Raw genomic sequence first — 25,119 nt, forward strand, 5'->3', positions numbered from 1 at the left:
ACCTCACCGAGGCCGAGCGCATCCTTGTCGATGACGTCGGCAACATTCCGCTTCTCTACTACAGCTTCCACGATATCGTTTCCTCGAAGCTGCATGGCTTCGATGACAATGTGATGGACATCCATCCGTCCCGCTTCGTCTCCAAGGACTGATAATCATCCTTGACTGGACCGCCGCGCCCCATTTGGGCGCGGCGGACTGGTCGGTCATCGCACCGGTCCGAAAGTCGTGGTCGATTTTCGGCAAGCCCGGTGCGAAGATTTGGCGCCGGAGCGTGGCAATGCGTCCGCATGGACGTATGTCGCTCTGGCCGAAGCGGGGCGCCGATGCTGCGATACATCTTACGGCGGCTTTTGACCGCCATTCCGACGCTGTTCGTCATTGTGACAATGGCGTTCTTCCTGATACGCGTCGCACCGGGCGGCCCTTTCAATCAGGAGCGGGGCCTCAGTCCCGAGATCAGGGCCAATCTGGAAGCACAGTTCGGCCTCGACGATCCGCTCTGGCTGCAATATGCCCACTATCTCGGCAATCTCCTGCGCGGCAATTTCGGGCCGAGCTACAATTTGCCTGACTTCACCGTCACCGAACTGTTTGCCAAGGGGCTGCCGATATCGGTCCAGCTCGGCACCTCCGCGCTGATCCTGGCGCTGCTGCTTGGTTCGGTGCTCGGCACCATCGCCGCGCTCAACCAGAACAAGCTTGGCGACTATACGGTGATTGCGCTGGCGACCGCCGGCAGCACTATCCCCACCTTCGTCATCGCTCCTGTGATTCAGCTGGTGTTCGGATTGACCTGGAAGCTGTTGCCGATCGGCGGCTGGGGTGATGGCGCATTGATCAACAAGATCGGCCCGGTGCTGACGCTGGCCTTGCCGCAGATCGCCATCGTTGCCCGCCTGATGCGCGGGTCGATGATCGAGAGCTTGCGTTCGCATCATATCCGAACGGCGCGTGCGCTCGGCCTCTCCGACTGGTCGGTGGTGGTCAAGCACGCGCTGCGCGGCGCCATCCTGCCGATCGTTTCCTTCACCGGTCCGGCAGCCGCGGCGCTGCTCACCGGTTCGGTCATCGTCGAGACCATCTTCTCCATTCCCGGTGTCGGCCGCTATTTCGTCGATGCCGCGCTCAACCGCGACTACACGCTGGTGATGGGGACCGTGGTGGTGATCGCGCTCTTCACCATCGTCTTCAACCTGATCGTCGACGTCATGTACGCGGTCGTCGACCCGAGGGTACGCTATGACTGAGGGTGCGCTATGACTGACATCACAGCCGCCGCCGCTCCGCCGGCCGTCGTCGGCCGCTCGCTCTGGGGCGACGCATGGGCGCGCCTCAAAGCCAACCGCGCCGCCATGTTCAGCCTCTATTACCTGGCCTTCATTGGCGTCATCAGCATCTTCGGCCCCTGGTTCGTGCCGCATCAGTACACCACCATCTATGCCGACTATGTGCGGACGCCACCAAGCTTTTCAGCCTATCCGAAGCCGGACATGATCGAGACGGCGCTCAAGGATGCCATCAAGCGCATGCGCGTCGACATTAAGGAGTGGAAACTGGAGGGCAGTCGCGTCACCGTCACCGTCACCTCGACCAAACCGATCGACGACCGCAACATCCGCTATCTCGACCGCTCCGATGCCTTCGACGATACCAAGATAGAGAGCAAATCGGCCGACGGGCTCGAATTGACTATGACTGCGTCGGTCAAACAGCAGTACTTCCTGTTCGGCACCGACAACACCGGTCGCGATCTTCTCTCGCGAACGCTGATGGCAGGGCGCATCTCGCTGGCCATCGGCCTGCTTGCCGGCATTGTCGCGGTGGTCATCGGCGTCCTCTACGGGGCGGCGGCCGGCTTTTCCGGCGGCAAGATCGACGAGGTGATGATGCGCATCGTCGACGTGCTCTATTCCTTGCCCTTCATTTTCTTTGTCATCATGCTGGTGGTCTTCTTCGGCCGCAATTTCGTGCTGATGTTCCTGGCGGTGGGGGCGGTGCTGTGGCTCGACATGGCGCGCATCGTGCGCGGCCAGGCGCTGTCGATCCGGCGGCAGGAGTATGTCCAGGCGGCCGAAGCCATGGGCGTCGGCCAGCGCGGCATCCTGCTGCGCCACGTCATCCCCAATCTGCTCGGACCAGTGGTGATCTACATGACGCTGCTGGTGCCGCAGGTCATCATCCTGGAAAGTTTCCTGTCCTTCCTTGGCCTTGGCGTGCAGGAACCGATGACCAGCTGGGGCGTGCTCATCTCGGTCGGCGCCAAGAACATCGGCACCGCCAACTGGCTGCTTTTGTTCCCCGCCTTCTTCCTCGTGTCGACGCTGTTTGCACTGAACTTCGTCGGCGACGGCCTGCGCGACGCGCTCGATCCGAGAGACCGATGAAGATGGGACCGATAAAGATGGGGACCGATAAGATGGGGACCGTTGCGATGGAAACGCCCGAAACGATCCTCAGCGTCAAGGACCTTCGCGTCCGCTTCCGCACGCTCGACGGCGCGGTCGAAGCGGTCAAGGGCATCAACATCCACGTCAAGGCAGGTGAAACCGTTGCCGTGGTCGGCGAATCCGGATCCGGCAAGAGCCAGACCATGATGGCGGCGATGAGCCTGCTGGCGTCCAACGGCGAGGCGACGGGTCACGTCGATTATCGCGGCCGCAACCTTTTGACCATGAGCAAGCCCGACCTCAACAAGGTGCGCGGCGCCAAGATCAGCATGATCTTCCAGGAGCCGATGACCTCGCTCGATCCGCTCTATTCGATCGGCAACCAGCTTATCGAACCGATCCGCAAGCACCGCGGGCTGAACGCAGCCGAGGCACGGAACGAGGCGCTCAAGTTGCTCAGGCTGGTGCATATCCCCGATCCCGAGCGGCGGATGAAATCCTATCCGCACGAAATGTCGGGTGGCCAGCGCCAGCGCGTCATGATCGCCATGGCATTGGCCAACGACCCCGACATCCTGATCGCCGACGAGCCGACGACGGCGCTCGACGTCACCATCCAGGCGCAGATCCTGGTGCTGCTCGCCGAATTGCAGCGCAAGCTCGGCATGGCCATCGTCTTCATCACCCACGATCTCGGCATCGTCCGGCGCTTTGCCGACCGCGTCTATGTCATGCGCTATGGCGAGGTGGTCGAGGAAGGCGAGGCGGAAGCACTTTTCGCCAACCCGCAGCATGCCTATACCAAAATGCTGCTGGCCGCCGAACCGACCGGCACCAAGGCGGCGCCGCCGCCCAGCGCTCCGGTGCTGCTGGAGGGCCGCAATGTCGAAGTGACCTTCAAGATCGGCGGCGGCTTCCTTGCCGGCGAACCGCTGCTGCTACGCGCCGTCGATCACATTTCGATCCGGCTGAAGCGCAACCAGACCATCGGTATCGTCGGCGAGTCCGGTTCGGGAAAATCGACGCTCGGCCGCGCACTTCTGCGCCTGTTGCCCAGCGACGGTGTCATCCGCTTCGGCGACCGCGACATCTCCACCGCCGACCGCCAGGCGATGCGACCGCTGCGACGTGAGATGCAACTCGTCTTCCAGGATCCGTTCGGCTCGCTGTCGCCGCGCATGACCGTCGGCCAGATCATCACCGAAGGGCTTCTGGTGCATGAGCCGAACCTGTCAGGCAAGCAACGCGATCAGCGCGCCGTCGAGGCCTTGCTCGAGGTCGGCCTCGACCCCAACGCACGCAACCGCTACCCGCACGAATTCTCCGGCGGCCAGCGCCAGCGCATCGCCATCGCGCGTGCCGTGATCCTGAAGCCCAAACTGGTGGTGCTGGACGAGCCGACTTCGGCGCTCGACCGCTCGGTGCAGAAGCAGATCGTCGAATTGCTGCGCAAGCTGCAGGCCGACCACGAACTGTCCTACCTCTTCATCAGCCACGATCTCTCCGTGGTGCGCGCCATGGCCGACTACATCATCGTCATGAGGCAGGGCAAGATCGTCGAGGAAGGCCCGACGGAAGAGATCTTCAGCAACCCGCAGGCTGCCTACACCCAGACGCTGATGGCTGCGGCGATCGATGTCACGCGCTTCAGGCTGAGTGCTTAAGGCGTGACGTTCAGCAGATAGTCAGGGTAGGGCCAGTTCGCTTAGCCCGCTGACCTGGGGCATCTGTTGGCCCTTGTCGCGACAATGGCCTCTTGCCGCTGCTTCAGCAGTTCGATTCTGGCCGTCTCACGCTTGGCCACTGCGCTCTTCACGCGCGTGCCGCCGAGCAGCCAGTTCGGCACGCTGGTGTTGGCGACCTTGCCGCGGGTGATGGCGGTTTGCGAGATGTCGCGCGCGGTATCGCCTACGGCGGTGTTGAGCTCGGCGCATGTCATGCTGTCGTATTTCGCCGGGTTCACCGCGCTGCCCAGCGATGAGCAGCCTGCCGCCAGGGACAAAGCGAGCAGCGCTGACAGCCGGCTTGAAATCAACAAATTCATCTTCCGCAAACCTCGTTCCGGGCCGCTGTCTCGGCGGCATTCCTATTATCGAGGTAGCGCGGATGGTTGTCGCGTCAAAACACCATGCTGACAGCGAACGCCGACGCGGCCGGTTTGCATTACGCCATCTTGTGGTCTCGGGAGAACAAACACCTAAGTGTCTGTTTTTTCTGGTCGGAGTGGCAGGATTTGAACCTGCGACCCCCTCGTCCCGAACGAGGTGCGCTACCAGGCTGCGCTACACTCCGTGACCAGACCGCGGGCTTATAGCCGCCGCATACCGTTCCTGCAAGCGGCAATGGCAGCGCTTCTGTCGCATTTCGTTGGCTTTCGTTGGGCATTGCCGCAAAGCTTGGCTTTCCCTCCCGGGATAAACCCGGCTTAAAGCCTTGTGTGCTAAGTCGCAGCCTCGATAGATCGTGTTTTCGCCATCTGGAGCTTTGCTGCCTTGCCCCTGAAAATCGTAGGCGACGCCCGGCCCAACAGCTTCGAATTCGAAACCGAAGCGCTGATCAAGGCGTCCGGCTTTCGCGAATACGACGCGCGCTGGTGGTTTGGCCATGCCGGCTCCACCCAACCGCCGGAGCTGAACCTGATCGGCGTCCAGGCGCTGGGCATGGGCCTGGGCACCTTGATCCGCCGTCTTGGCGCCGGGCCCGACATCGTCACCGGGCATGATTTCCGTTCCTATTCACTTGCCATCAAGCTGGCGCTGGTTTCCGGCCTGATGGCTGCGGGCGCAAAGGTGAAAGACATTGGCCTGGCGCTGTCGCCCATGGCCTATTTCGCCCAGTTCGCGCTCGACGCGCCTTCCGTCGCCATGGTCACGGCATCGCACAACGAGAATGGCTGGACCGGAGTCAAGATGGGTGCGGCGAGGCCGCTCACCTTCGGACCGGAGGAGATGAGCGCCCTGAAACAGATCGTGCTGTCGGGCGATTTCGATCTCGCCGGCGGCGGTTGCTACGAATTCGTCTCCGGTTTTCGCGAGACCTATCTCGACGACCTGACCCAGGACAAGCGCATCGCGCGCAAGATCAGGGTTGTGGCGGCTTGCGGCAACGGCACTGCCGGCGCCTTCGCGCCACAGGCGCTGGAGCGCATCGGTTGCGAGGTGATCCGGCTCGATGTCGAGCTCGACCACAGTTTTCCCCGCTATAACCCCAACCCCGAAGACATGCAGATGCTGCACGCCATCCGCGACAAGGTGCTGGAGACCGGCGCCGATGTCGGGCTGGGCTTCGACGGCGACGGCGACCGTTGCGGCGTGGTCGACAATGAGGGCAACGAGATCTTCGCCGACAAGGTCGGCGTCATGCTGGCGCGTGACATCTCCAGCCAGCATTCCAGCTCGACTTTCGTCGTCGACGTCAAGTCGACCGGCCTGTTCCACACCGACAGCGTCCTGCGCGCCAATGGCGCGGTCACCGATTACTGGAAGACCGGCCATTCCTACATCAAGCGCCGCGTCGCCGAGCTTGGCGCCGTCGCCGGATTCGAGAAGTCGGGCCATTTTTTCTTCAATCCGCCGATCGGCCGCGGCTATGATGACGGTCTCATCACGGCAATAGCCATATGTGAGATGCTCGTCCGCAACCCCACAAGTTCGATGGCCGATCTCTATCGCGCGCTGCCGCTGACCTTCGGCACGCCGACCATGTCGCCGCATTGCGCCGATGACGTGAAATACGGCGTGGTCGATCGGGTGGTGGCGGACTTCCAGGCGATGCAGCGCGCCGGCAAGGCTTTTGCCGGCCAGAAGATCGCCGACCTGATCACCGTCAACGGCGTGCGCATCGTGGCCGAAGATGGCACCTGGGGCCTGGTACGGGCGTCGTCGAACAAGCCGGAGCTTGTCGTGGTTGTCGAAAGCCCGGTATCGTCCGACCGCCGCCGGCAGATGTTCGAGGCGGTCGACGCCGTGCTGCGCCGCAGCCCCGAAGTCGGCGCTTACAACCAGACGTTCTGATTGGACCTTTCATGAGCGAGCGCATCGTCAGTTTTGTCATGAGCGGCGGTGTCGGTTCGCGGCTGTGGCCGCTGTCGCGCGAGGACAACCCGAAACAGTTCCACGATCTTTCCGGCGACGGCTCGATGCTGGCCAAGACACTGCGCCGGCTGACGGCGCGGCCGGAGGGCGAAACGCCGATCTTCCTGATCGCCGCCGAGCGCCATGCCGAGCGCGTGCATGCCGACCTTGCCGGCCTCGACCTCGCCGGCGGTGGCCCGCTGTTCGAGCCGACCGGGCGCAACACGGCTGCCGCCGTGGCGCTGGCCGCGCTGCGCACATTGTCGGAGTTCGGCGACAGCCTGGTGCTGGTGGTGCCGTCAGACCATGAAATCGCCACGCCCAAGCAGTTCTGGCAGAGCGTCGAGGCGGGCAGCCAGGCAGCGCTTGCCGGCCGTCTGGTGGTGTTCGGCATCAAGCCGACGCAGCCCGAGACCGGCTATGGCTATATCGAAGTCGCAGCCGAAAGCGCTGGCGTCTTCGACGTGTCGCGCTTCGTCGAAAAGCCCGACCTCGCCATCGCGCAGAGCTATCTCAGGGCGGGCACCTTCTACTGGAACACCGGCATTTTCCTGTTTCGCGCCGGCGCCATGCGCGATGCATTTGCGGCCTTCCAGCCCGACATCTGGCAGGCCACCGAAGCGGCCTACAAGGCAGCGACTTCGGATCTGTCCGGCCTCTATATGCCGCTCGACCTCTACGCCGCCATCCCGTCGAACTCGATCGACTACGCCATCATGGAGCGGGCCAAGGACATCGTCATGGTGCCGGCCGGCTTTCGCTGGAACGACCTCGGCTCCTGGCAGTCGCTGCTCGATGTCGGCCCTGCTGATGCCAATGGCAATGTCGTCGTCGGCGATGTTGTCGCCATCGATTGCGAGAACTCCTACATCAGAAGCGACGGCCGGCTTTTGTCGGCTATCGGCATGAAGGACGTCGCGATCGTCTCGACGGCGGACGCCACCTTCGTCGCACCGGTCAGCCACAGCCAGCACGTCAAGAAGATCGTCGAGCAGCTGGAGAAATCGGGACGGCTGGAAACCAGGTTTACGCCGGCACACGACCGCGTCATCGAGAGCGGCGCCTGGCGTCGGCGCGTGCATCACTGGCTGTTCGAGGAGACCTTGCCGCTGTGGTCAACTTCAGGCGTCGATGAGCGTCATGGCGGCTTCCACGAGGCGCTGGGTTTTGATGGCAATCCGCTGTTGAAGCCCAAGCGTATGCGCACGACGGCCAGACAGGTCTATGCCTTTGCGGTCGCCAGGGCGCGCGGCTGGGACGGTCCGGCGGACCGGTTGATTAGCCACGGCATCGCCTTCATGGCCGGCAAGGGCCGCACCGACAGAGGCGGCTGGGTGCGCACGCTCAATGTCGACGGCTCCGTCGCCGACCCAACCGAGGATGCCTACGACCATTCCTGCGTGCTGCTGGCGCTGGCGCATGCGCATATGTGCGGCAATCCGGATGCGCTGCGGCTGGGCCAGGAGACCTTCGTGTTCCTCGACGCGCATCTCGAGGACAGCCGCATGACCGGCTTCCTCGAGACGTCGGACGGCGAGGGCGAGCGGCGCTCCAACCCGCATATGCATCTGCTCGAGGCCTTCCTCGCCTGGTATGAGGCGACCGGCGACCGCACCTATCTGCGCCGCGCCGCGCGCATCATCGACCTTTTCCGTAGTCATTTCTTCGATGCCGAGAGCTGGACGCTGGGCGAATATTTCGACGCCGGGTGGAAGCCGACCGCCGGCGAGAAGGGCACATGGACCGAGCCCGGCCATCATTTCGAATGGGCCTCGCTGCTCACCGATTTCGTCGCCCACAGCGGTCAGGGCGAGTTGAGCAATTTTGCCCGCAAGCTCTACGCCTCGGCCATCGCCAACGGCCTCAACCGCGCCACCGGCCTTGCCTACGGTGCGGTCTCCCGGCAGGGCCTGCCGCTCGACCTCGTATCGCGCAGCTGGCCGCAGGCGGAAGCGATCAAGGCGGCGATCGCGCTTGACGGGCCTGGTGGCCCCGACCTCAAGCCGGAGATCGAGGCGCGCGTCGGCCGCCTGTTCCGCTGGCACATCGATCCGGCCCCGCTCGGCCTGTGGATTGACCGCATCGACGAACGCGGCCGCTCCTTGGCATCGGACGTGCCGGCCAGCATCTTCTATCATCTGGTCTGCGCGCTGACGCAGTATCTTGATGGGACAGCGCAGAAGGGGTGAGGTTGTTGAGAGGCCGGTGCGAGGCACCCCCCTCTGCCCTGCAGGGCAGAGGGGGGTGCCTCGCGCCAACCCCTCAATACGGGCTCGCTACATCCCCGGTCTCGACATACACCGCCTTCAGCTGCGAATAGAGCGCTAAAGCCGCCAGCGAGTTCTCGCGCCCAATGCCGGATTGCTTCACCCCGCCAAACGGAATTTCCACCGGCGTCAGATTGTAGGCGTTTATCCAGCAGGTGCCGGCCTGCAGTTCGGCGATCACCCTATGAGCGCGCTGCAGGTCGCGGGTGAAGACGCCGGCGGCGAGGCCGAATTCGGTGTCGTTGGCGCGGTCGATCACCTCGTCCTCGCCGTCGAACTTCAGCACGCTCATCACCGGCCCGAAAATCTCCTCGCGCGCAATGCGCATCGTATCGGTGACACCGGTGAACACGGTTGGCTCGACAAAGAAGCCGCCATCGAACCCTTGCAGCGACGGCACGTTGCCACCGCAGGCGAGCGTTGCTCCATCCTGCCTGCCGGCCGCGATGTAGGAAACGACCTTCTCCTGCTGCGCCTTGTTGACCAGCGGCCCCATCTGCGTCTCAGGATCGAGCGGATCGCCGATGCGGATCTTTTTCGTCCGCTCGACCAGCCGGTCGACGAAGCGGTCATGGATGCCGCTTTGTACGAAAACACGCGTGCCGTTGGAGCAGATCTGCCCGGTCGAATAGAAATTGCCGAGCATGGCGCCGCTAATGGCGTTTTCGAGGTCGGCGTCGTCGAAGACGATCAGCGGCGACTTGCCGCCGAGCTCCATCGTGGCATGCTTCATCTTCGAACCGGCGAGCGACAGCACCTTGCGGCCGGTCGGCACCGAGCCGGTCACCGAAACCTTGGCAACGACATCGTGGCCGACGAGGCCGGCGCCGACATCGCCATAGCCTTGCACGACGTTGAACAGCCCGTCGGGCAGGCCCGCCTCTGAGTAGATCTCGGCCAGCGCCAGCGCCGACAGCGGCGTGTTCTCCGAAGGCTTGAATACCATGGCGTTGCCCATGGCGAGCGCCGGGGCGGATTTCCAGCCGGCGATCTGGATCGGATAGTTCCAGGCGCCGATGCCGACGCACACACCGAGCGCCTCGCGGCGCGTATAGGCAAAAGGTCCACCAAGATCGATCGCCTCGCCGTTGAAGGCGGCAACCGCGCCGCCGAAATATTCGAGGCAGTCGGCAGCCGACGGCGCATCCGCCACCAGCGTTTCCTGGATCGCCTTGCCGGTGTCGAGCGTCTCGATCCGCGCCAGATCGGCGTTGCGCGCGCGCAAAATGTCGGCGGCGCGGCGCAGGATGCGGCCACGCTCGACCGGCTTCATCCGCGCCCAGGCCGGTTGTGCGGCCCGCGCAGCTTCGATGGCGAGTTCCAGCACGTTCGGCGTCGCCGAATGCAAGGTGGCGATGATCTCGCCGGTCGCCGGATAGATCACCGGCAGCGGCGCGCCGCCTTCGTCCTCGATGTAGCGGCCGTTGACATAGTGCGATGCCGTTGGCTGGGCGCGCATATGAATTCTCCAATGGTCTTGGCCGGACAATGCCCTATCGATCCGCCACCTGCCAGCGCGGATTGATCCAGGGTTCCTGGTTGGATGGCGCCAGCGGCGTGCGGCCGAGAATGTGGTCGGAGGCCTTTTCGCCGGTCATGATCGAGGGCGCGTTGAGATTGCCATTGGTGACGCGCGGAAAGATCGAGGAGTCGGCGACCCGCAACCCGTCGATGCCGATGACGCGGCACTCCGGATCGACGACGCTCGTGATGTCGTCGGCCCGACCCATCTTGCAGGTGCCGCACGGGTGATAGGCGCTCTCGGCATGATCCCGGATGAAGGCGTCGAGATCCTCGTCCGACTGGACATGCGAACCCGGCGAGATTTCCTTGCCGCGGAAGCCGTCAAAAGCCTTCTGGCCGAAGATCTCGCGAGTCAGCCTGATGCAGTGGCGGAACTCGGCCCAGTCGTCTGGATGCGACATGTAATTGAAGCGGATCACCGGTGCCGCTTTCGGGTCGGGAGAGCGCAGCGTCACCGAGCCGCGCGACTTCGACCGCATCGGCCCGACATGGGCCTGGAAGCCATGGGCCCTCGCCGCCGCCTTGCCGTCATAGCGCACCGCAGCCGGGATGAAGTGATACTGGATGTCGGGGTAGTCGACGCCGGCCTGCGAGCGCACGAAGGCCGCGGCCTCGAAATGGTTGGTGGCACCGAGGCCGGTCTTGAAGAACAGCCACTGCGCCCCGATCAGCGCCTTGGAGAATGGGTTGAGAACCGAATTCAGCGTGATCGGCTGGGTCGATTCCTGCTGGATGTAGAGCTCCATATGATCCTGCAGATTGCGGCCGACACCGGGCCGGTCGGCCACGACCTGGATGCCGTTCTCCTTGAGATGCGCGGCCGGGCCGATACCGGATAGCATCAGGATCTTGGGCGAATTGATCGATGATGCGGCAACGATCACCTCACGTCGCGCCTTAACGACCTGAATCTGTTTGTGAGCTTCGACCTCGACTCCGACGGCACGCTGATTCTCGATGATCACCCGGCGGGCGAAGCCTCTGATCACGCTGACATTTTGCCGCTTGAGCGCCGGCTTCAGATAGGCTGACGCCGCCGACCAGCGGCGGCCGCCGCGAATGGTTTGCTCCATCGGTCCGAAGCCTTCCTGCTTCGAACCGTTATAGTCGTCGGTCAATTCAAAACCCGCCTGACGGCCGGCTTCGACAAAGGCGCCGTAGAGCGGATTCTTTCGCAGGCCGCGCTGGACGTGCAGCGGGCCGCCGTGGCCGCGCCAGCCGTCCTCGCCGCCGTCACTGTCCTCCATGCGCTTGAAATAGGGCAGCACGTCGGCGAAGCCCCAGCCGGCGGCCCCCTGTTCGGCCCAGTGGTCGAAGTCGCGTGCGTGGCCCCTGACATAGACCATGCCGTTGATCGAGGACGAGCCGCCGATCACCTTGCCGCGTGGCGTCGCCAGCACGCGGCCGCCGAGATGCGGCTCCGGTTCGCTGGCAAAGCCCCAGTCGTAAAGGCTCATGTTGAGCGGGATCGACAGCGCCGACGGCATCTGGATCAGCGGCCCGATATCGGTGCCGCCGAACTCGATGACGATGACCGAATGCTTGCCGTCTTCCGACAGCCGGTAGGCCATGGCCGAGCCGGCCGAGCCGGAGCCGATGATGACGAAGTCTGCTTCAAGCATGGTTCACATGCGCCCATCGTTCATATGCGAAATAAAATCGGCGAGAGAGACATTGCCGCCGGTAGCCACAACCAGGACGGTTTTACCCGCCACATCCACCTTGCCGCCGAGCAGCGCCGCCAGCGACGCTGCGCCTGACGGCTCAAGCACCAGCTTCATCCGCTCGAAGGCGATCTTCATCGCTCGCCTAACCGATTGGTCGTCGACGGTGATGCCGCGCACGCCGGCGGTCTTGACCGCCGCGAACGGCGCGTCGCCCGGCCGCCGCGACATCAGCCCGTCGCAAATCGATTTCGGCGCGATCGGCATGGTCTCGATGGCGCCATGCGCTAGCGATGCACCCATGCCGTTGAAGCCTTCCGGCTCGACGCCGATGATCTCGGTTGCTGGCGACAGATAGTGGAAGGCGAGCGACATGCCGCCGATCAGTCCGCCGCCGCCGACCGAGCAGAACAGAAGGTCGGCACTGGCGTCCTTTGCCTCGAATTGTTCGAGCGCTTCGAGCCCGGCGCCAGCCTGGCCGGCAACGATCTCCGGATCGTCGAATGGATGCAGCAACGCCAGCCCTTCGGTCTCGGCAATCTCGCGGGCCTTGGCGGCTGCGACCTCTTCACGGGCGCGCTCACCATGATCGGTCAGCACGACGCGCGCGCCATAACCTGCCGTCGCATCGCGTTTGGCGGCCGGCGCGTCGATCGGCATGACGATGGTGACGGGAATGCCGAGCGCCTGGCCGGCAGCCGCCAACCCTTGCGCGAAATTGCCGGATGAGTAGGCGACGACGCCTTTTCTGGCCTCATCCGGCGACAGCCGCTTCAACCGCCAATAGGCCCCGCGCACCTTGAACGATCCCGCCCATTGCAGCGATTCCGGTTTGATGAAGACGCGGGCCGCACCCGTCTCCTTGGCCAAGGCTGTCGATTCCAGCAAAGGCGTGATCTGCGTCGCCTTCGACGTCACGGCATAGGCCTGTCTGAGGTGCTCGAGGGAGGGGACAATTGTCATCATTCGCCTCGCGGAAAGCGTTTCTGTTCCTCGAGATTGTCGAGGTTCATGTGGTTGCGCATGTAGCGTTCCGACGCCTTCTGCAATGGCTGGAACTCCCAGGGGTAATGCGTGCCGTTGCGCAGCGCGGGATAAACCACCCAGCGCCGCGCCTGGCTGACGCGCACCGCGGCATCAAATGCCGCCATGTCCCAGCGCGCTCGCACGGCTCCCGTGAAGGCCGCCACCAGATCGGCATGCGCCGGATCGGTGGCACGATTGGTGCGTTCTTGCGGATCGGCTTCGAGATCGAACAGAAGCGGCGGGTCGATCTCGCAATGGATGAATTTGTAGCGGCCGTCGCGGATCGCCACCAACGGCGCGTTGGAGCCCTCGGCGGCATATTCCATCAGCACCGGCGCGGTGCGCTGTCCGCCATCAAGCAACGGCAGCAGCGACTGGCCATGGGTCCACGGTGCGATCGCGGAGATGTCGATGCCGGCGAGATCGCACAGCGTCGGCGTCACGTCGAGGTTGGAGACCGGCGCCTCGATCAGCCCTGCAGGGATGCCTTTGCCGGCGATCATCAAAGGCACTCGCGCCGAGCCCTCGAAAAAATTCATCTTGAACCACAGGCCGCGCTCGCCAAGCATGTCGCCATGGTCGGAGCAGAACAGGATGATGGTGTCGTCCAGCATGCGCGTTCGCTCCAGCACTGACATCAACTCGCCGACCTTGTCGTCGAGATAGGAGATGTTGGCGTAGTAGCCGCGCCGCGAGCGGCGGATCTGCTCCGGCGTGATGTTGAAACTGTCGTAGTCGCTGGCCCGGTAAAGCCGTTGCGAATGCGGGTCCTGATGGGCATAGGGGATGAATCCCACCTCCGGCTCAAGCGCCGGACAGTCTTTATAGAATTCCCAATATTGCCGCCGTGCGACATAGGGGTCGTGCGGGTGGGTGAAGGAAACCGTCAGGCACCAGGGCCGGCTGGCCTCGTCCTCGGAGGTGCGGGCAAGATCGTAGAGTTTTTGCACCGCGTGGAAGGCGACCTCGTCGTCATACTCCATCTGGTTGGTGATCTCGGCAACGCCGGCGCCGGTGACCGAGCCCAGATTGTGATACCACCAGTCGATGCGCTCGCCGGGCTTGCGGTAATCCGGCGTCCAGCCGAAATCGGCGGGATAGATGTCGGTGGTCAGCCGCTCCTCGAAACCGTGCAACTGGTCAGGGCCGACGAAATGCATCTTGCCCGACAGGCAGGTGTAGTAGCCGGCGTTGCGCAGATGATGCGCATAGGTCGGGATCGAGGAAGCGAATTCGGCGGCGTTGTCATAGACCTGGGTGCGCGACGGCAATTGCCCGCTCATGAAAGCGGCGCGGCCCGGCGCGCAAAGCGGCGAGGCCGTGTAGTTGTTGCCGAAGCGCGCCGAGCGTGCGGCCAGCGCCTTGAGATGCGGCACATGCAGGAAGTCCGCCGGCCCGTCCGCAAACAGCGTGCCGTTGAGCTGATCGACCATGACGATCAGGATGTTGGGTCGCCTTGATATCTCTGAGGCTGTCACTGTGTCTGTCGCCCGCCGAGTTTGATTTCGAGATAATCTTCGACCAGCGCGATCGCGGTTTGAGCATCCGGCACGCCGTCCTTCAGCGCGCGCCTGATGTACAGCCCGTCGATCATCGCCGCGACCGCTTCCGCCGCGCGGTCGGCTTCGGTGCGCGGCAGTATGCCGGTCAGTCCGCTCATCAGGTTCGAGTGCAGCCGCCGCGCATAGACCCTGAGCAGCCGGCGCAGGGCCGATGATTTCTGTGCCTCGACATAAAAGGCGAGCCAGGCCGCGATGGTTTCCGGCCGGAACTGGATGTCGGAGAAGTTGACGGCGACCACCGCCGAAACGCGTTCGCGCGGCGAGCCGGCGGATTGCAGGGCGCGCCGCATGTCGATGGTCAGTTCGGCCAGAATGTGCCGCATTGTCGCCAGAAGGAGCTCGTCCTTGGCGCCAAAATAATGATGGGCGAGGGCCGAGGACACACCGGCACGTCCGGCGATCTCCGACATGGTCACATCAAGCGAGCCGCGCTCGCCGATCGCCGAGATCGTCGCGTCGATGAGCGCCTTGCGGCGCAACGGTTCCATTCCGACTTTCGGCATTGGGGAGATCCAGATCAAAACAGAGATTATTTTTTATTGACGGATCAATCAATCAAAAACTCGCGCTCGGATCAACCGATCATGTCGCTCTGGCCCATCCGTTGGACTGGAAAACGGTTCACTGTTGAACAATATTGGAGGCTGATGCCGCGCTATGACATGTTAGGCTTGCGGCGAACGGAGGTTGCCATGACCGCATGCATCGTCGGCTGGGCGCATTCGCGCTTCGGCAAGCTTGAAGGCGAGACGCTCGAGGGCCTGATCACAAAGGTCGCGGTCGACGCGCTCGACCATGCCGGCATTGGCCCGGACGAGGTCGACGAGATCGTGCTCGGCCATTTCAACGCCGGCTTCTCCCCTCAGGATTTTACCGCCAGCCTGGTGCTGCAGGCCGATGACCGGCTGCGCTTCAAGCCGGCGACGCGGGTCGAGAACGCCTGCGCCACGGGTTCGGCAGCGGTCCGCCAAGGCATCCGCGCCATCGACGCCAATGCCGCCCGCATCGTGCTGGTGGTCGGTGCCGAGCAGATGACGACGACCCCCGGCCCCGAGATCGGCAAGAACCTGCTCAAGGCTTCCTATCTGCCGGAGGAGGGCGACACGCCGGCCGGTTTCGCTGGCGTCTTCGGCAAGATCGCGCAGGCCTATTTCCAGCGTTATGGCGACCAGTCGGACGCGCTGGCGATGATCGCCGCCAAGAACCACAAGAACGGCGTCGACAATCCGTACGCGCAGATGCGCAAGGATTTCGGTTACGAATTCTGCCGCCAGGAAAGCGAGAAAAACCCGTTCGTGGCCGGTCCGCTGAAGCGCACGGACTGTTCGCTGGTCTCCGACGGTGCTGCCGCCCTTGTGCTGACCGACACCTCGACGGCGTTGAAGATGCGCCGCGCCGTCGCCTTCCGCGCCAACGAGCATGTCCAGGATTTCCTGCCGATGTCGAAGCGCGACATCCTGTCTTTCGAAGGCTGCGAGCAGGCCTGGAACCAGGCTTTGAAGAAGGCCGGCGTGACGCTCGACGACCTCTCCTTCGTCGAGACGCATGACTGCTTCACCATTGCCGAGCTGATCGAATATGAGGCGATGGGCCTAGCCAAGCCGGGCGAGGGCGGCAGGCTGGCGCTAGACGGCACGACTGCAAAAGACGGCAGGCTGCCGGTCAATCCTTCGGGCGGGCTGAAGGCCAAGGGCCATCCGATCGGCGCCACCGGTGTGTCGATGCATGTGCTGACCGCCATGCAGTTGACCGGCGAAGCAGGCGGCATCCAGGTGCCGGACGCAAAGCTTGGCGGCATCTTCAACATGGGTGGCGCTGCCGTCGCCAACTACGTTTCCATCCTCGACCGGATCAGGTAGAAGCGGCCCGTATTTTTCGGGGTGGTGATGACAAATCCGGTTCTGGTCGAAGTCTTGCGCGGCGCGATCGTCGAGAGCGCCCATCGCGGCGCTGTCGCAATCTTTGACGGTGACGGCAAGCCTGTCCTGGAGATCGGCGATACGGCGCGGCCGGTGTTTCCGCGCTCGGCGGTCAAGGCGATCCAGGCGCTGCCGCTGGTCGAAACGGGTGCTGCCGATGCGTACGGCTTGGGCGACCGCGAACTGGCGCTGGCCTGCGCTTCGCATTCGGGCGAACCCGCGCATGTCGAACTGGCGCAGGCGATGCTGGCCAAGGCCGGGCTCGACGAGTTGGCGCTGGAATGCGGCGCCCATTGGCCGTCGAGCCACGACGCGACGATCGCACTGGCCCGCACAGGCGTCTCGCCGAACGCGCTGCACAACAATTGCTCCGGCAAGCATTCCGGCTTTCTCTGCACCTGCGTGCACTCTGGAATTGCCCATCAGGGCTACGTCAAGGCCAGCCATGGTTTGCAGGAGATGGTGCGCGACGCCATGCAGGCGGTGACCGGCGCTGCCCACGATGCGGATCACCGGGCAACCGATGGCTGCTCGATCCCCACCTATGCCGTGCCGCTGAAAAGTCTTGCCCTTGGCTTTGCCCGCATGGCTACGGGCAGGAGCTTTGGCTCTGAGCGTGCCAAGGCGGCCAAACGCCTGCTGTCTGCCTGCATGGCCGAGCCTTTCCTGGTCGCCGGCACCGGCAAGGCCGATGTGGCGCTGATGCAGGCCGCGCCCGGCCGCATCTTCGTCAAGACGGGCGCCGAGGGCGTCTATTGCGCCGCCGTCCCGGAGCTTGGCCTCGGCATCGCGCTAAAATGTGATGACGGCGCCGGCCGCGCCGCCGAGGTGATGATTGCTGCTGTGCTGGCAAAACTTCTCAGCGCCGACGGCGCACTGGAGGCGAACCTTCTGGAGCGGGCCAATCCGCCGATCGAAAGCCGCATCGGCGCCAAGGTCGGCTCGCTGCGGCCGACGACGGCGCTCAGCTGACCCTGTTTCGCTCAACCGTCAGATGCGCATAGCCGCTTACGCTTGACCGCGCGAGGTCGCCGGTCGCCCGTTCGGCCCAGCGCTGGCCGATGATGGCGCCGTTCTTGGCGCCGTCGATGACGTTGTCGGAAATGATGGCGTTTCCAGCGCCTTCTACCACAGTGACGGCGATGCCGGTTCCGGCCTGACGGATGATGTTTCCCGTCGCCACAACATTGCGCATATAAGCGCCCCAGCCGATCTGCATGCCGTAGAGCGGCGCGTTCTCGATGACATTGCCCGAGACGGTGGTGTCGGCCTCGACGCTGATACCGACGCCGAAGCCCGGCGCGTCGGCGGGGTAGGGGCCGGTGGCCGAGAGGTTGCGCACGATGTTGTTCGAGCAGACACCCATACGGCCGCCGTCGTTGAAATTGACGATCGAGATGCCGTTAGCGGCACCATCGACGATGTTGTTGCCGATGATGGCGCCTTCGAAGGAGAATTCGGAATAGAGCGCCGTTTCGCCCGACCGCGAGCAGGTGTTGCCGGTCATCTGCAGATTGCTGGAACTGTTGGCGCGGATCGCCGAGAAGGCGCAGTCCGAGACGATGTTGCCGGTGACCGAGACATTGCCGGCACGGAATGCGTTGATGCCATTGCCGTTCTGCCCGGTGCCGCCGCTGCGCGCGCCGATCCGCTGCACGCGGTTGCCGCTGACGATCGTGCCGTCCTCGGCCTGCTGCCAGCGATGGACAAGAATGCCGCCATTGCCACAGTCGGATACGGCATTATCGGATATCGCCAGGCCAGCGGCCTCGACGGAGTAGATGCCGGCGTCCGCAGCCCCCGAAATCTCGGAGCGCTCGACGCGGCCCGACGCATGCTCCAGCGCCAGCCCATGCTTGCAGCTGCCGGTGATCGTGCAATTGTCGATGACGAGATGGGCGACGCGGCGCAGGTCGAGCAGGCCTTGCGCATCGTCGGCCAGCCCGCCGTTGGCGCCGTCGAAGACCAATGCGGTGAACTCTATATGCTCGGCCTGTCCGGCCGTCAGCAAATGGCCATTGCCGCCATAGAGGATGCGCGAGGCGCCCGGCACGCCCGAAAGCCTGACGCGGGCGGGCAGGGTCAGGTTGGACACGACATAGGTGCCCGGCGGCAGGAACACCGGCGCATTGCGCTGGCTTGCCTCGGCTAGCATCCTGGCGAAGGCCCTGCTCTGGTCGTCCGGTGCGTCCGGCTCCACGCCAAGCTCGGCGGCATTGATCGAGCCAAGCGCTGCCGTCTTCGCCAAGGCGTTGTCCAACGAAAGGCCGAGCACCGCAAAGCCGACAGTCCCCTTGAGAAGCGTTCGTCTGTTCAACATCGGCACAGATCCCTGCGATGAAACGGTTCTTCGCAGGAATTGGGCCAGCCGCATAGGCTCCGCTCCGCCGTAGCCCGGTCAATGATCGGTCAGGCAACTGGCTTGTACAGTCGCCGAAGCGGGCCTAAGTTTATCCGATGAGCAGGGCTTTTACCCGCGAGGAAGACAGCGAAAACGCCATTGCCGGCATCGGCGAGCGGCCGATCAGCCAACACCGCAATCTGGTGACGGGGCGCGGCCTGGCGATGATCGAGGACAATCTGGCCGATCTGCGCGACATTTTGGCGAAAGCCGAGCGAAAAGCCGATCGCGAGCGCATTGCCGTCGTCTCGCGCGACCTGCGCTACTGGACAGCGCGCCGCGAAAGCGCCGAGCTTTCCGTGCCGGAACCGGGCAGCGACCAGGTGCGCTTCGGCATGGGTGTCACGCTGGAAAGCGATGACGGCAAGAAAGTGCACTGGAAGATCGTCGGCGAGGACGAGGCCGACCCCTCAAAGGGCAGCATCTCACACGTCTCGCCAATGGCCGTGGCGCTGTTCGGCAAGAAGGTCGGCGACGTCGCAAGCGTCAACGGCAAGGAATGGGAAATCGTCAAGCTGTCGGACGCCTGACGCCAGCTCACCCTATTTGCACAGCCAGCTTTCGCAACGCGGGCTCATACTTGTCCATGACATCGCGAGCAGCACGCATTTGCCGTTCGACGTCGTCACACGGCACCGGCCTTAGGATGATGCCGTCGTCGGTTTCGATGATCTGGAGTTCATCGCCCACTTGCAGGCTCAAGCTGTCGAGCGTTTCCCGCGGCAGGATTACAACGCCCGATCCGTCCTCAAGTCCGTGAATGATGGTGTTCATAGCTATACCATAGGTTGCGCCCGATACTGTAACGCAACTTTGATAAGCAGTGCAACTGTTTCCATCAGCTCGCCAGCAGCCGGTCCAGCAACCGATCCGCAGCCTCCGGAATAACCGTGCCTGGCGGGAAGATCTCCGCGGCGCCAGCTTCCAGCACCGCGTCATAGTCCTGCGGCGGGATGACGCCGCCGGCGACGATCAGTATGTCGGCGTGGCCGAGTTTCTTCAGCGCATCACGCAATTCGGGGATCAGTGTCAGGTGCCCCGCCGCCAGCGACGAGGCGCCGATGATATGGACGTCCTGCGCCACCGCCAGCCTGGCGATCTCCTCGGGTGTCTGGAACATCGCGCCGACCGTCACGTCGAAGCCGAGATCGGCGAAGGCCGTGGCGATCACCTTCTGGCCACGGTCGTGGCCGTCCTGTCCCATCTTTGCGACCAGGATGCGCGGCTTGCCGCCGGACTTCTTCTCGAAAGCTTGGAGCTTCTCCAGCAATCGGTCGACCGTCAGATTGTCGCCGAGCGCATTGCGATAAACGCCGGAGATCGTTTGCACCGAGGCGACGTGACGGCCAAAGACTTTTTCGAGCGCCAGCGAGATCTCGCCGACCGTGGCATTGGCGCGCGCGGCGCGGATGGCAAATTCCAGCAGGTTTTCGTTACCCTGCGCAGCGCGGGTCAGCGCATCGAGCGCGCTCTCGACCGCGCCGACATTGCGCGTGCCTTTCAGGTTCTGCAGCTTCGACAATTGCCGGGCCTTGACCCCGGCATTGTCGATCTTCAGCACGTCGACGTCGATGTCGTTCTCGGGGCGATGCGCGTTTACGCCAACCAGTATCTGCTCGCCGGAATCGATACGCGCCTGCGTGCGCGCCGCCGCTTCCTCGATGCGCAGTTTTGGAATGCCCTGTTCCGTTGCCGCCGCCATGCCGCCAAGCGCCTCGACCTCTTCGATATGGGCGAGCGCACGCGCCGCCAGATCGTGCGTCAGCCGTTCGATATAGGCCGAGCCGCCCCACGGATCGATGATGCGGGTGGTGCCGGATTCCTTCTGCAGGATCAACTGCGTGTTGCGGGCGATGCGCGCCGAGTGGTCGGTCGGCAGCGCCATCGCCTCGTCGAAGGAGTTGGTGTGCAGCGACTGGGTATGTCCCTGCGTCGCCGCCATCGCCTCGATCATGGTGCGGGTGATGTTGTTGTAGGGGTCCTGCGCCGTCAGCGACCAGCCGGAGGTCTGGCAATGGGTGCGCAGCGACAGCGAGCGTTCATCCTTCGGTGCAAAATTCTTCTGCATCAGGGTCGCCCACAACAGGCGCGCCGCGCGGAGCTTGGCGATCTCCATGAAGAAGTTCATGCCGATCGCCCAGAAGAAGGAAAGCCGCGGGGCGAAACGGTCGATGTCGAGCCCGGCGGCGACGCCGGCGCGGGCATATTCGATGCCGTCGGCGATGGTGTAGGCGAGCTCCAGGTCCGCGGTCGCGCCGGCCTCCTGCATGTGATAGCCGGAGATCGAGATCGAATTGAACTTCGGCATATGCTGGGAGGTATAGGAGAAGATGTCAGACACGATCCGCATCGAGGGCTTCGGCGGATAGATGTAGGTGTTGCGGACCATGAACTCCTTCAGAATGTCGTTCTGAATGGTGCCGGCGAGATCCTTCTGAGCAACGCCCTGTTCTTCGGCCGCGACGATATAGAGCGCCATGATCGGCAGCACCGCGCCGTTCATGGTCATCGACACCGTCATCTCGCCCAGCGGAATGCCGTCGAACAATTGCCGCATGTCGAGGATGGAATCGATGGCCACGCCCGCCATGCCGACATCGCCGGCAACGCGCGGATGGTCGCTGTCATAGCCGCGATGGGTGGGCAGATCGAAAGCGACCGAGAGGCCCTTTTGGCCGGCGGCGAGATTGCGCCGGTAGAAGGCGTTGGATTCCTCGGCCGTCGAGAAGCCGGCATATTGCCGGATCGTCCACGGCTGCTGGACATACATGGTCGGGTAGGGACCGCGCACGAAGGGCGGCATTCCCGGATAGGTGTCGAGATGCGGCAGCCCCTTGAGATCGCCCTGGCTGTAGAGATGCTTGACGGCAATACCTTCCGGCGTCAGCCGCTGGCCCTTGACCTCGACCGGCGCGCGCCGTGGCGCCGACCAGCCAATGTGGCTGAAATCCGGGATCACTGTGCGGCTCCGATTGCCTGGTCGATGCGGACCGGAAACAGCGCCTCGCACACCGCCACGCCCTCTGTGAAAGGCGGCCGCCGCTCAGCCGCCAGCGTCTCGACCGGGGCATCGTTTTTCAGCGGGTAAAGCGTGGTGCCGATGATTGCCCGTTCACCCGACCGGTAGGCCTCGGCGCGGCGCTCGGATGCTGCCTTGACGCGCTTCTGGATATGCCCTTGCTGCAGGCTTGCCAGAACGCCGCCTTCCGCTTCGATCCGCTGGAACTCTTCCCACGCCGCTTCGCACAGGCCCAGGGTCAGCGCCTCGACTGCGCCCGACCCAAATGCTGGGTCGGCGACATGGTCGATATGGCTTTCATTGGCCATGATCAACTGCGCATTGCGGGCGATGCGGCGGGCAAGGCCGGCCGGCAGCCCGAGGGCGATGGTGTGTGGCAGGATGGAGATCGAGTCCGCGCCGCCTGCTGCCGCTGCAAAGCTAGCGATGGTGGTGCGCAGGATGTTGGTTTCGGGATCCGCCGCCGTCATCATGCGGAACGACGTCTCGGCATGGATGTTGGCTGTCGATGCCGGGATGGAACAGGTTTCCTGGATGCGCGCCCACAGCCTGCGCAAGGCCCGGACCTTGGCCATCGACAGGAACTGGTCCTGGTCGACGCTCAGCGCAAAGCCGATATGGGGAGCGGCATAGACAAGCGGCTGGCGCGCATCCTCGAACATCCTGAGGTATGACACGGCGGAAGCGAGCATGGTGCCGAGTTCCTGCGCTTCCGTGGCGCCGGCATTGTGGAACACCCGCCCGTCGGCCTCCAGCAGCACACCCGGCACGCCCAGCGAGAAGAAATGCGCCAGCGATTGCGGCATCGATGCCTGCAACGCCTCGATCGACATGCGCAGCCGGCCGGTTCCGGCAAAGATTGCCGCCGGGTCGATGCCGAAGGAGAGGTTCAGCTTTGCCGGGTCGGAGCGGCGCTTGCTCAGGAACGCCACCAGCCAGTCGGCGACGGCACGGCTCCAGGGATGGGCGTCGATGCGGATCTGCGTGCGGTTGAGCGGTACGCCATCCAGCACCGTTTCCAGCGCCTGCGCCGTCCTTGGCAGGCCATAGCCGAACGCATTCGGAGCACCCTCGAAGACAAGCGACAATCCCGTCGCGCCTTGTGCCACATCGTCCAGGGCCTGCGCCTTGGCGCGTCCGATATCGGGATCGTCAATGCGCTGGCTGACGATCCAGGGCAATTTGGGGTTGGCGCGCACAAGCGGCTCGGCGCCGGCGGCGCGATCGTAGAGCGGTTCGATGCGAATCTGATCGTCGGTATGCGAGACCAGTTTTTCCTCGAAGGAGGCGCCGGCGAGCGCCTTTTCGGCCAAGGCCAGCCAACGCTGGCGCTCGACGTCAGCGGGTTCGATGCTCCTGGTCAAGGCTCCGGCGCCCATCCATGTTCCTCGTTTTTATGCGGCCGCACCAGCGTCAGCCGTCCAGTCTACGGTTCCCTGCCAGATATCGCAATGCAATGCGCTTGCGCGGTTGGGATTCGCTTCCCTGACATAGGGCAGCCTGCGTGGACGAACCATGGAACGATTGCCAAACAGCGGCAAAATCCGCAAGTTCCAAAAACCGATTTGGAGGATTGGTTCAATTTAGACGATTGGCCCAATCTGGATGAATAGCCAACTGGATGGATAGCCCAATTGGAGAATAGCATTGTCGCTGCGCAATGGCCTGACTATACCCTGCGGCAAGGCCACAGGCTTTTAACACATCAGTTTGCGGAGACATGGCCATATGGCTGACGACACTAGCATTTTCCTCGGCGCCAGCCGCAAGCCCGACGACAGCTATCAGCGCGCCGAACAGCTCTTGCTGCAATATGGCAACCGCCATGGCCTGATCACCGGCGCCACCGGCACCGGCAAGACGGTTAGCCTGCAGATCCTGGCCGAGGGGTTTTCCAATGCCGGCGTGCCGGTGTTCTGCGCCGATATTAAGGGCGACCTGTCCGGCATTGCCATGATGGGCAAGCCGCAGGATTTCCTGGTCAAGCGGGCCGAGCAGGTCAAGCTCGATCCCTACGACTTCCAGGAATTCCCGGTCATCTTCTGGGATCTGTTCGGCGAGCAGGGCCATCCGATCCGCGCCACCGTCTCGGAAATGGGGCCGCTGCTTCTGTCGCGGCTGATGAACCTCTCCGAAGCGCAGGAAGGCATCATGAACATCGCCTTCCGCATCGCCGATGAGGATGGCCTGCTGCTGCTCGACATGAAGGATCTGCAGGCGCTGCTGGCCAACATCGCCGAGCGCGCCGACGAGATCAGTTCGCGCTACGGCAATGTCACCAAGCCGTCGGTCGGCGCAATCCAGCGCACGCTTCTGGTGCTGGAACAGCAGGGTGCGGCGCATTTCTTCGGCGAACCGGCTTTGCGCATTGCCGACATCATGCGCACCACTCGCGACGGTCGTGGCGCCATCAGCGTGCTTGCCGCCGACAGATTGATGATGAACCCCAGGCTCTACGCCACCTTCCTGCTCTGGCTGATGTCGGAACTGTTCGAGGAATTGCCCGAGGTCGGCGATCCCGACAGGCCGAAGCTGGTGTTCTTCTTCGACGAGGCGCATCTGCTTTTCGACGAAGCGCCGAAGGTGCTGATCGACCGCGTCGAACAGGTGGTTCGCTTGATCCGCTCCAAGGGCGTCGGCGTCTATTTCGTCACGCAGAACCCTTTGGACATCCCTGAAAAGGTTCTCGCCCAGCTCGGCAACCGCGTGCAGCACGCGCTGCGCGCCTATACGCCGCGTGAGCAGCAGGCGGTCAAGACCGCCGCCGACACCTTCCGGCCCAACCCGGATTTCGACTGCGCCACCGCCATCACCCAGCTCGGCACCGGCGAGGCGCTGGTCTCGACGCTGGAGGTCAAGGGCGTGCCGTCCATGGTGCAGCGGACATTGATCCGGCCGCCATCGTCCAGGCTTGGCCCGATCACAGCGGACGAGCGCCGCAAGCTGATCGACCAGAGCCCGGTCGCCGGCCAGTACGACCAGACCATCGACCGCGAATCGGCCTTCGAGATGCTGCAGAAGAAAGCCAGGGATGCGCAGGACGAGCAGGCGCAGCAGGCCGACACTGGCCGCTCGCGCTGGACCATTCCGGGCTTCGGCAATGACGATCCGCCGCCGCCGCAATCAGGCGGTCGCCGCGCCCCGGCGCCGCGCCCGTCCAACCGCCAGACGGTGGCCGAAGCCGCGATCAAAGCGGTGGTGCGCTCGGTCGGCTCGTCGGTCGGCCGCGCGATCGTGCGCGGGATTCTGGGCAGCCTGTCCAGGGGGCGGTAAA

Annotated in this window: 19 protein-coding genes and 1 tRNA gene; 9 read left to right on the top strand and 11 right to left on the bottom strand. The window is 63.8% G+C overall.

What is annotated here, in order from left to right; genetic code table 11:
- Positions 1-326: 326 nt before the first annotated feature.
- Genes AC3EML_RS13370 through AC3EML_RS13380 form a run of 3 tightly spaced genes read left to right on the top strand, consistent with a single transcriptional unit; the run spans position 327 to position 4,054 of the window.
- Positions 327-1,250 carry an ABC transporter permease subunit gene (locus tag AC3EML_RS13370; RefSeq protein WP_023684574.1) on the top strand — a complete coding sequence of 308 codons (924 nt, stop codon included), beginning with the start codon at positions 327-329 and terminating at the stop codon, positions 1,248-1,250.
- A 9-nt stretch (positions 1,251-1,259) separates the two neighbouring features.
- The gene (locus AC3EML_RS13375; RefSeq protein ID WP_023709835.1) at positions 1,260-2,387 is read left to right on the top strand and encodes an ABC transporter permease; all 1,128 of its coding nucleotides are present in this window, start codon (positions 1,260-1,262) and stop codon (positions 2,385-2,387) included.
- Positions 2,388-2,434: 47 nt separating this feature from the next.
- Positions 2,435-4,054 carry an ABC transporter ATP-binding protein gene (locus tag AC3EML_RS13380; RefSeq protein WP_023702233.1) on the top strand — a complete coding sequence of 540 codons (1,620 nt, stop codon included), beginning with the start codon at positions 2,435-2,437 and terminating at the stop codon, positions 4,052-4,054.
- A 41-nt stretch (positions 4,055-4,095) separates the two neighbouring features.
- Here the strand turns inward: AC3EML_RS13380 and AC3EML_RS13385 are convergent, their stop codons facing one another.
- Together AC3EML_RS13385 and AC3EML_RS13390 are read right to left on the bottom strand one after the other, a co-directional pair.
- Positions 4,096-4,434, bottom strand: coding sequence for a hypothetical protein (locus tag AC3EML_RS13385; RefSeq protein WP_023684572.1), 339 nt, complete (start codon positions 4,432-4,434; stop codon positions 4,096-4,098).
- Between the two features lie 171 nt (positions 4,435-4,605).
- Positions 4,606-4,682 (bottom strand) — tRNA-Pro (locus AC3EML_RS13390).
- 200 nt (positions 4,683-4,882) lie between these two features.
- On the opposite strand from AC3EML_RS13390, the gene AC3EML_RS13395 reads away from it, so the two are divergent.
- Positions 4,883-6,403, top strand: coding sequence for a phosphomannomutase/phosphoglucomutase (locus AC3EML_RS13395; RefSeq protein WP_352521896.1), 1,521 nt, complete (start codon positions 4,883-4,885; stop codon positions 6,401-6,403).
- Between the two features lie 11 nt (positions 6,404-6,414).
- Complete coding sequence (locus AC3EML_RS13400; RefSeq protein ID WP_352521895.1) at positions 6,415-8,652, top strand: mannose-1-phosphate guanylyltransferase/mannose-6-phosphate isomerase; 2,238 nt, start codon at positions 6,415-6,417, stop codon at positions 8,650-8,652.
- 73 nt (positions 8,653-8,725) lie between these two features.
- Here the strand turns inward: AC3EML_RS13400 and betB are convergent, their stop codons facing one another.
- From betB to betI, 5 genes are read right to left on the bottom strand one after another with little or no spacing between them, the layout of a single operon-like run.
- Positions 8,726-10,189 (bottom strand): betaine-aldehyde dehydrogenase, encoded by a 1,464-nt coding sequence (betB, locus tag AC3EML_RS13405; protein ID WP_352521894.1) that lies wholly within the window; start codon positions 10,187-10,189, stop codon positions 8,726-8,728.
- Positions 10,190-10,223: 34 nt separating this feature from the next.
- Positions 10,224-11,876 carry a choline dehydrogenase gene (betA, locus tag AC3EML_RS13410; protein ID WP_352521893.1) on the bottom strand — a complete coding sequence of 551 codons (1,653 nt, stop codon included), beginning with the start codon at positions 11,874-11,876 and terminating at the stop codon, positions 10,224-10,226.
- A 3-nt stretch (positions 11,877-11,879) separates the two neighbouring features.
- Positions 11,880-12,884, bottom strand: a complete 1,005-nt coding sequence (locus AC3EML_RS13415; protein ID WP_352521892.1) for a threonine/serine dehydratase family protein — start codon at positions 12,882-12,884, stop codon at positions 11,880-11,882.
- Positions 12,881-14,407, bottom strand: coding sequence for a choline-sulfatase (gene betC, locus AC3EML_RS13420; RefSeq protein WP_352521911.1), 1,527 nt, complete (start codon positions 14,405-14,407; stop codon positions 12,881-12,883). The genes AC3EML_RS13415 and betC overlap by 4 nt, the downstream gene beginning before the upstream one ends.
- 11 nt (positions 14,408-14,418) lie before the next feature.
- Positions 14,419-15,009: a choline-binding transcriptional repressor BetI gene (gene betI / locus AC3EML_RS13425; RefSeq protein ID WP_352521891.1), complete on the bottom strand. Its 591-nt coding sequence runs from the start codon at positions 15,007-15,009 to the stop codon at positions 14,419-14,421.
- Between the two features lie 189 nt (positions 15,010-15,198).
- On the opposite strand from betI, the gene AC3EML_RS13430 reads away from it, so the two are divergent.
- Together AC3EML_RS13430 and AC3EML_RS13435 are read left to right on the top strand one after the other, a co-directional pair.
- On the top strand, positions 15,199-16,365 hold the full coding sequence (locus tag AC3EML_RS13430; RefSeq protein WP_352521890.1) for an acetyl-CoA acetyltransferase: 1,167 nt from the start codon (positions 15,199-15,201) through the stop codon (positions 16,363-16,365).
- A 27-nt stretch (positions 16,366-16,392) separates the two neighbouring features.
- Complete coding sequence (locus AC3EML_RS13435) at positions 16,393-17,397, top strand: asparaginase (protein WP_488505234.1); 1,005 nt, start codon at positions 16,393-16,395, stop codon at positions 17,395-17,397.
- Here the strand turns inward: AC3EML_RS13435 and AC3EML_RS13440 are convergent.
- Complete coding sequence (locus AC3EML_RS13440) at positions 17,390-18,745, bottom strand: TIGR03808 family TAT-translocated repetitive protein (protein WP_352521888.1); 1,356 nt, start codon at positions 18,743-18,745, stop codon at positions 17,390-17,392. The genes AC3EML_RS13435 and AC3EML_RS13440 overlap by 8 nt on opposite strands.
- 137 nt (positions 18,746-18,882) lie before the next feature.
- Here AC3EML_RS13440 and greA point away from each other — a divergent pair, with 137 nt between their 5' ends.
- Positions 18,883-19,356 (top strand): transcription elongation factor GreA, encoded by a 474-nt coding sequence (gene greA / locus AC3EML_RS13445; RefSeq protein ID WP_352521887.1) that lies wholly within the window; start codon positions 18,883-18,885, stop codon positions 19,354-19,356.
- 7 nt (positions 19,357-19,363) lie between these two features.
- Here the strand turns inward: greA and AC3EML_RS13450 are convergent, their stop codons facing one another.
- From AC3EML_RS13450 to AC3EML_RS13460, 3 genes are all read right to left on the bottom strand, one after another.
- Positions 19,364-19,600: an AbrB/MazE/SpoVT family DNA-binding domain-containing protein gene (locus AC3EML_RS13450; protein ID WP_023698162.1), complete on the bottom strand. Its 237-nt coding sequence runs from the start codon at positions 19,598-19,600 to the stop codon at positions 19,364-19,366.
- A 64-nt stretch (positions 19,601-19,664) separates the two neighbouring features.
- Entirely contained in the window at positions 19,665-21,785 is a 2,121-nt protein-coding gene (gene scpA / locus AC3EML_RS13455) for a methylmalonyl-CoA mutase (protein ID WP_352521886.1), read from the bottom strand.
- Positions 21,782-23,224 (bottom strand): methylmalonyl-CoA mutase subunit beta, encoded by a 1,443-nt coding sequence (locus tag AC3EML_RS13460; RefSeq protein ID WP_352521885.1) that lies wholly within the window; start codon positions 23,222-23,224, stop codon positions 21,782-21,784. Before AC3EML_RS13460 ends, scpA begins: the two co-directional genes overlap by 4 nt.
- A gap of 349 nt (positions 23,225-23,573) precedes the next feature.
- On the opposite strand from AC3EML_RS13460, the gene AC3EML_RS13465 reads away from it, so the two are divergent.
- Positions 23,574-25,118: a helicase HerA-like C-terminal domain-containing protein gene (locus AC3EML_RS13465; RefSeq protein ID WP_352521884.1), complete on the top strand. Its 1,545-nt coding sequence runs from the start codon at positions 23,574-23,576 to the stop codon at positions 25,116-25,118.
- Position 25,119 lies beyond the last annotated feature (1 nt).

This window comes from Mesorhizobium sp. P170090 (genome assembly GCF_057786115.1).

What these genes read in the sequence shown, in the direction of transcription:
- AC3EML_RS13370 (WP_023684574.1), top strand. Translation starts at nt 327, where the DNA reads ATGCTGCGATACATCTTACGGCGGCTTTTGACCGCCATTCCGACGCTG.
- AC3EML_RS13375 (WP_023709835.1), top strand. Translation starts at nt 1,260, where the DNA reads ATGACTGACATCACAGCCGCCGCCGCTCCGCCGGCCGTCGTCGGCCGC.
- AC3EML_RS13380 (WP_023702233.1), top strand. Translation starts at nt 2,435, where the DNA reads ATGGAAACGCCCGAAACGATCCTCAGCGTCAAGGACCTTCGCGTCCGC.
- AC3EML_RS13385 (WP_023684572.1), bottom strand. Translation starts at nt 4,434, where the DNA reads ATGAATTTGTTGATTTCAAGCCGGCTGTCAGCGCTGCTCGCTTTGTCC.
- AC3EML_RS13400 (WP_352521895.1), top strand. Translation starts at nt 6,415, where the DNA reads ATGAGCGAGCGCATCGTCAGTTTTGTCATGAGCGGCGGTGTCGGTTCG.
- betB (WP_352521894.1), bottom strand. Translation starts at nt 10,189, where the DNA reads ATGCGCGCCCAGCCAACGGCATCGCACTATGTCAACGGCCGCTACATC.
- betA (WP_352521893.1), bottom strand. Translation starts at nt 11,876, where the DNA reads ATGCTTGAAGCAGACTTCGTCATCATCGGCTCCGGCTCGGCCGGCTCG.
- AC3EML_RS13415 (WP_352521892.1), bottom strand. Translation starts at nt 12,884, where the DNA reads ATGATGACAATTGTCCCCTCCCTCGAGCACCTCAGACAGGCCTATGCC.
- betI (WP_352521891.1), bottom strand. Translation starts at nt 15,009, where the DNA reads ATGCCGAAAGTCGGAATGGAACCGTTGCGCCGCAAGGCGCTCATCGAC.
- AC3EML_RS13430 (WP_352521890.1), top strand. Translation starts at nt 15,199, where the DNA reads ATGACCGCATGCATCGTCGGCTGGGCGCATTCGCGCTTCGGCAAGCTT.
- AC3EML_RS13435 (WP_488505234.1), top strand. Translation starts at nt 16,393, where the DNA reads ATGACAAATCCGGTTCTGGTCGAAGTCTTGCGCGGCGCGATCGTCGAG.
- AC3EML_RS13440 (WP_352521888.1), bottom strand. Translation starts at nt 18,745, where the DNA reads ATGTTGAACAGACGAACGCTTCTCAAGGGGACTGTCGGCTTTGCGGTG.
- greA (WP_352521887.1), top strand. Translation starts at nt 18,883, where the DNA reads ATGAGCAGGGCTTTTACCCGCGAGGAAGACAGCGAAAACGCCATTGCC.
- AC3EML_RS13450 (WP_023698162.1), bottom strand. Translation starts at nt 19,600, where the DNA reads ATGAACACCATCATTCACGGACTTGAGGACGGATCGGGCGTTGTAATC.
- AC3EML_RS13460 (WP_352521885.1), bottom strand. Translation starts at nt 23,224, where the DNA reads ATGGGCGCCGGAGCCTTGACCAGGAGCATCGAACCCGCTGACGTCGAG.
- AC3EML_RS13465 (WP_352521884.1), top strand. Translation starts at nt 23,574, where the DNA reads ATGGCTGACGACACTAGCATTTTCCTCGGCGCCAGCCGCAAGCCCGAC.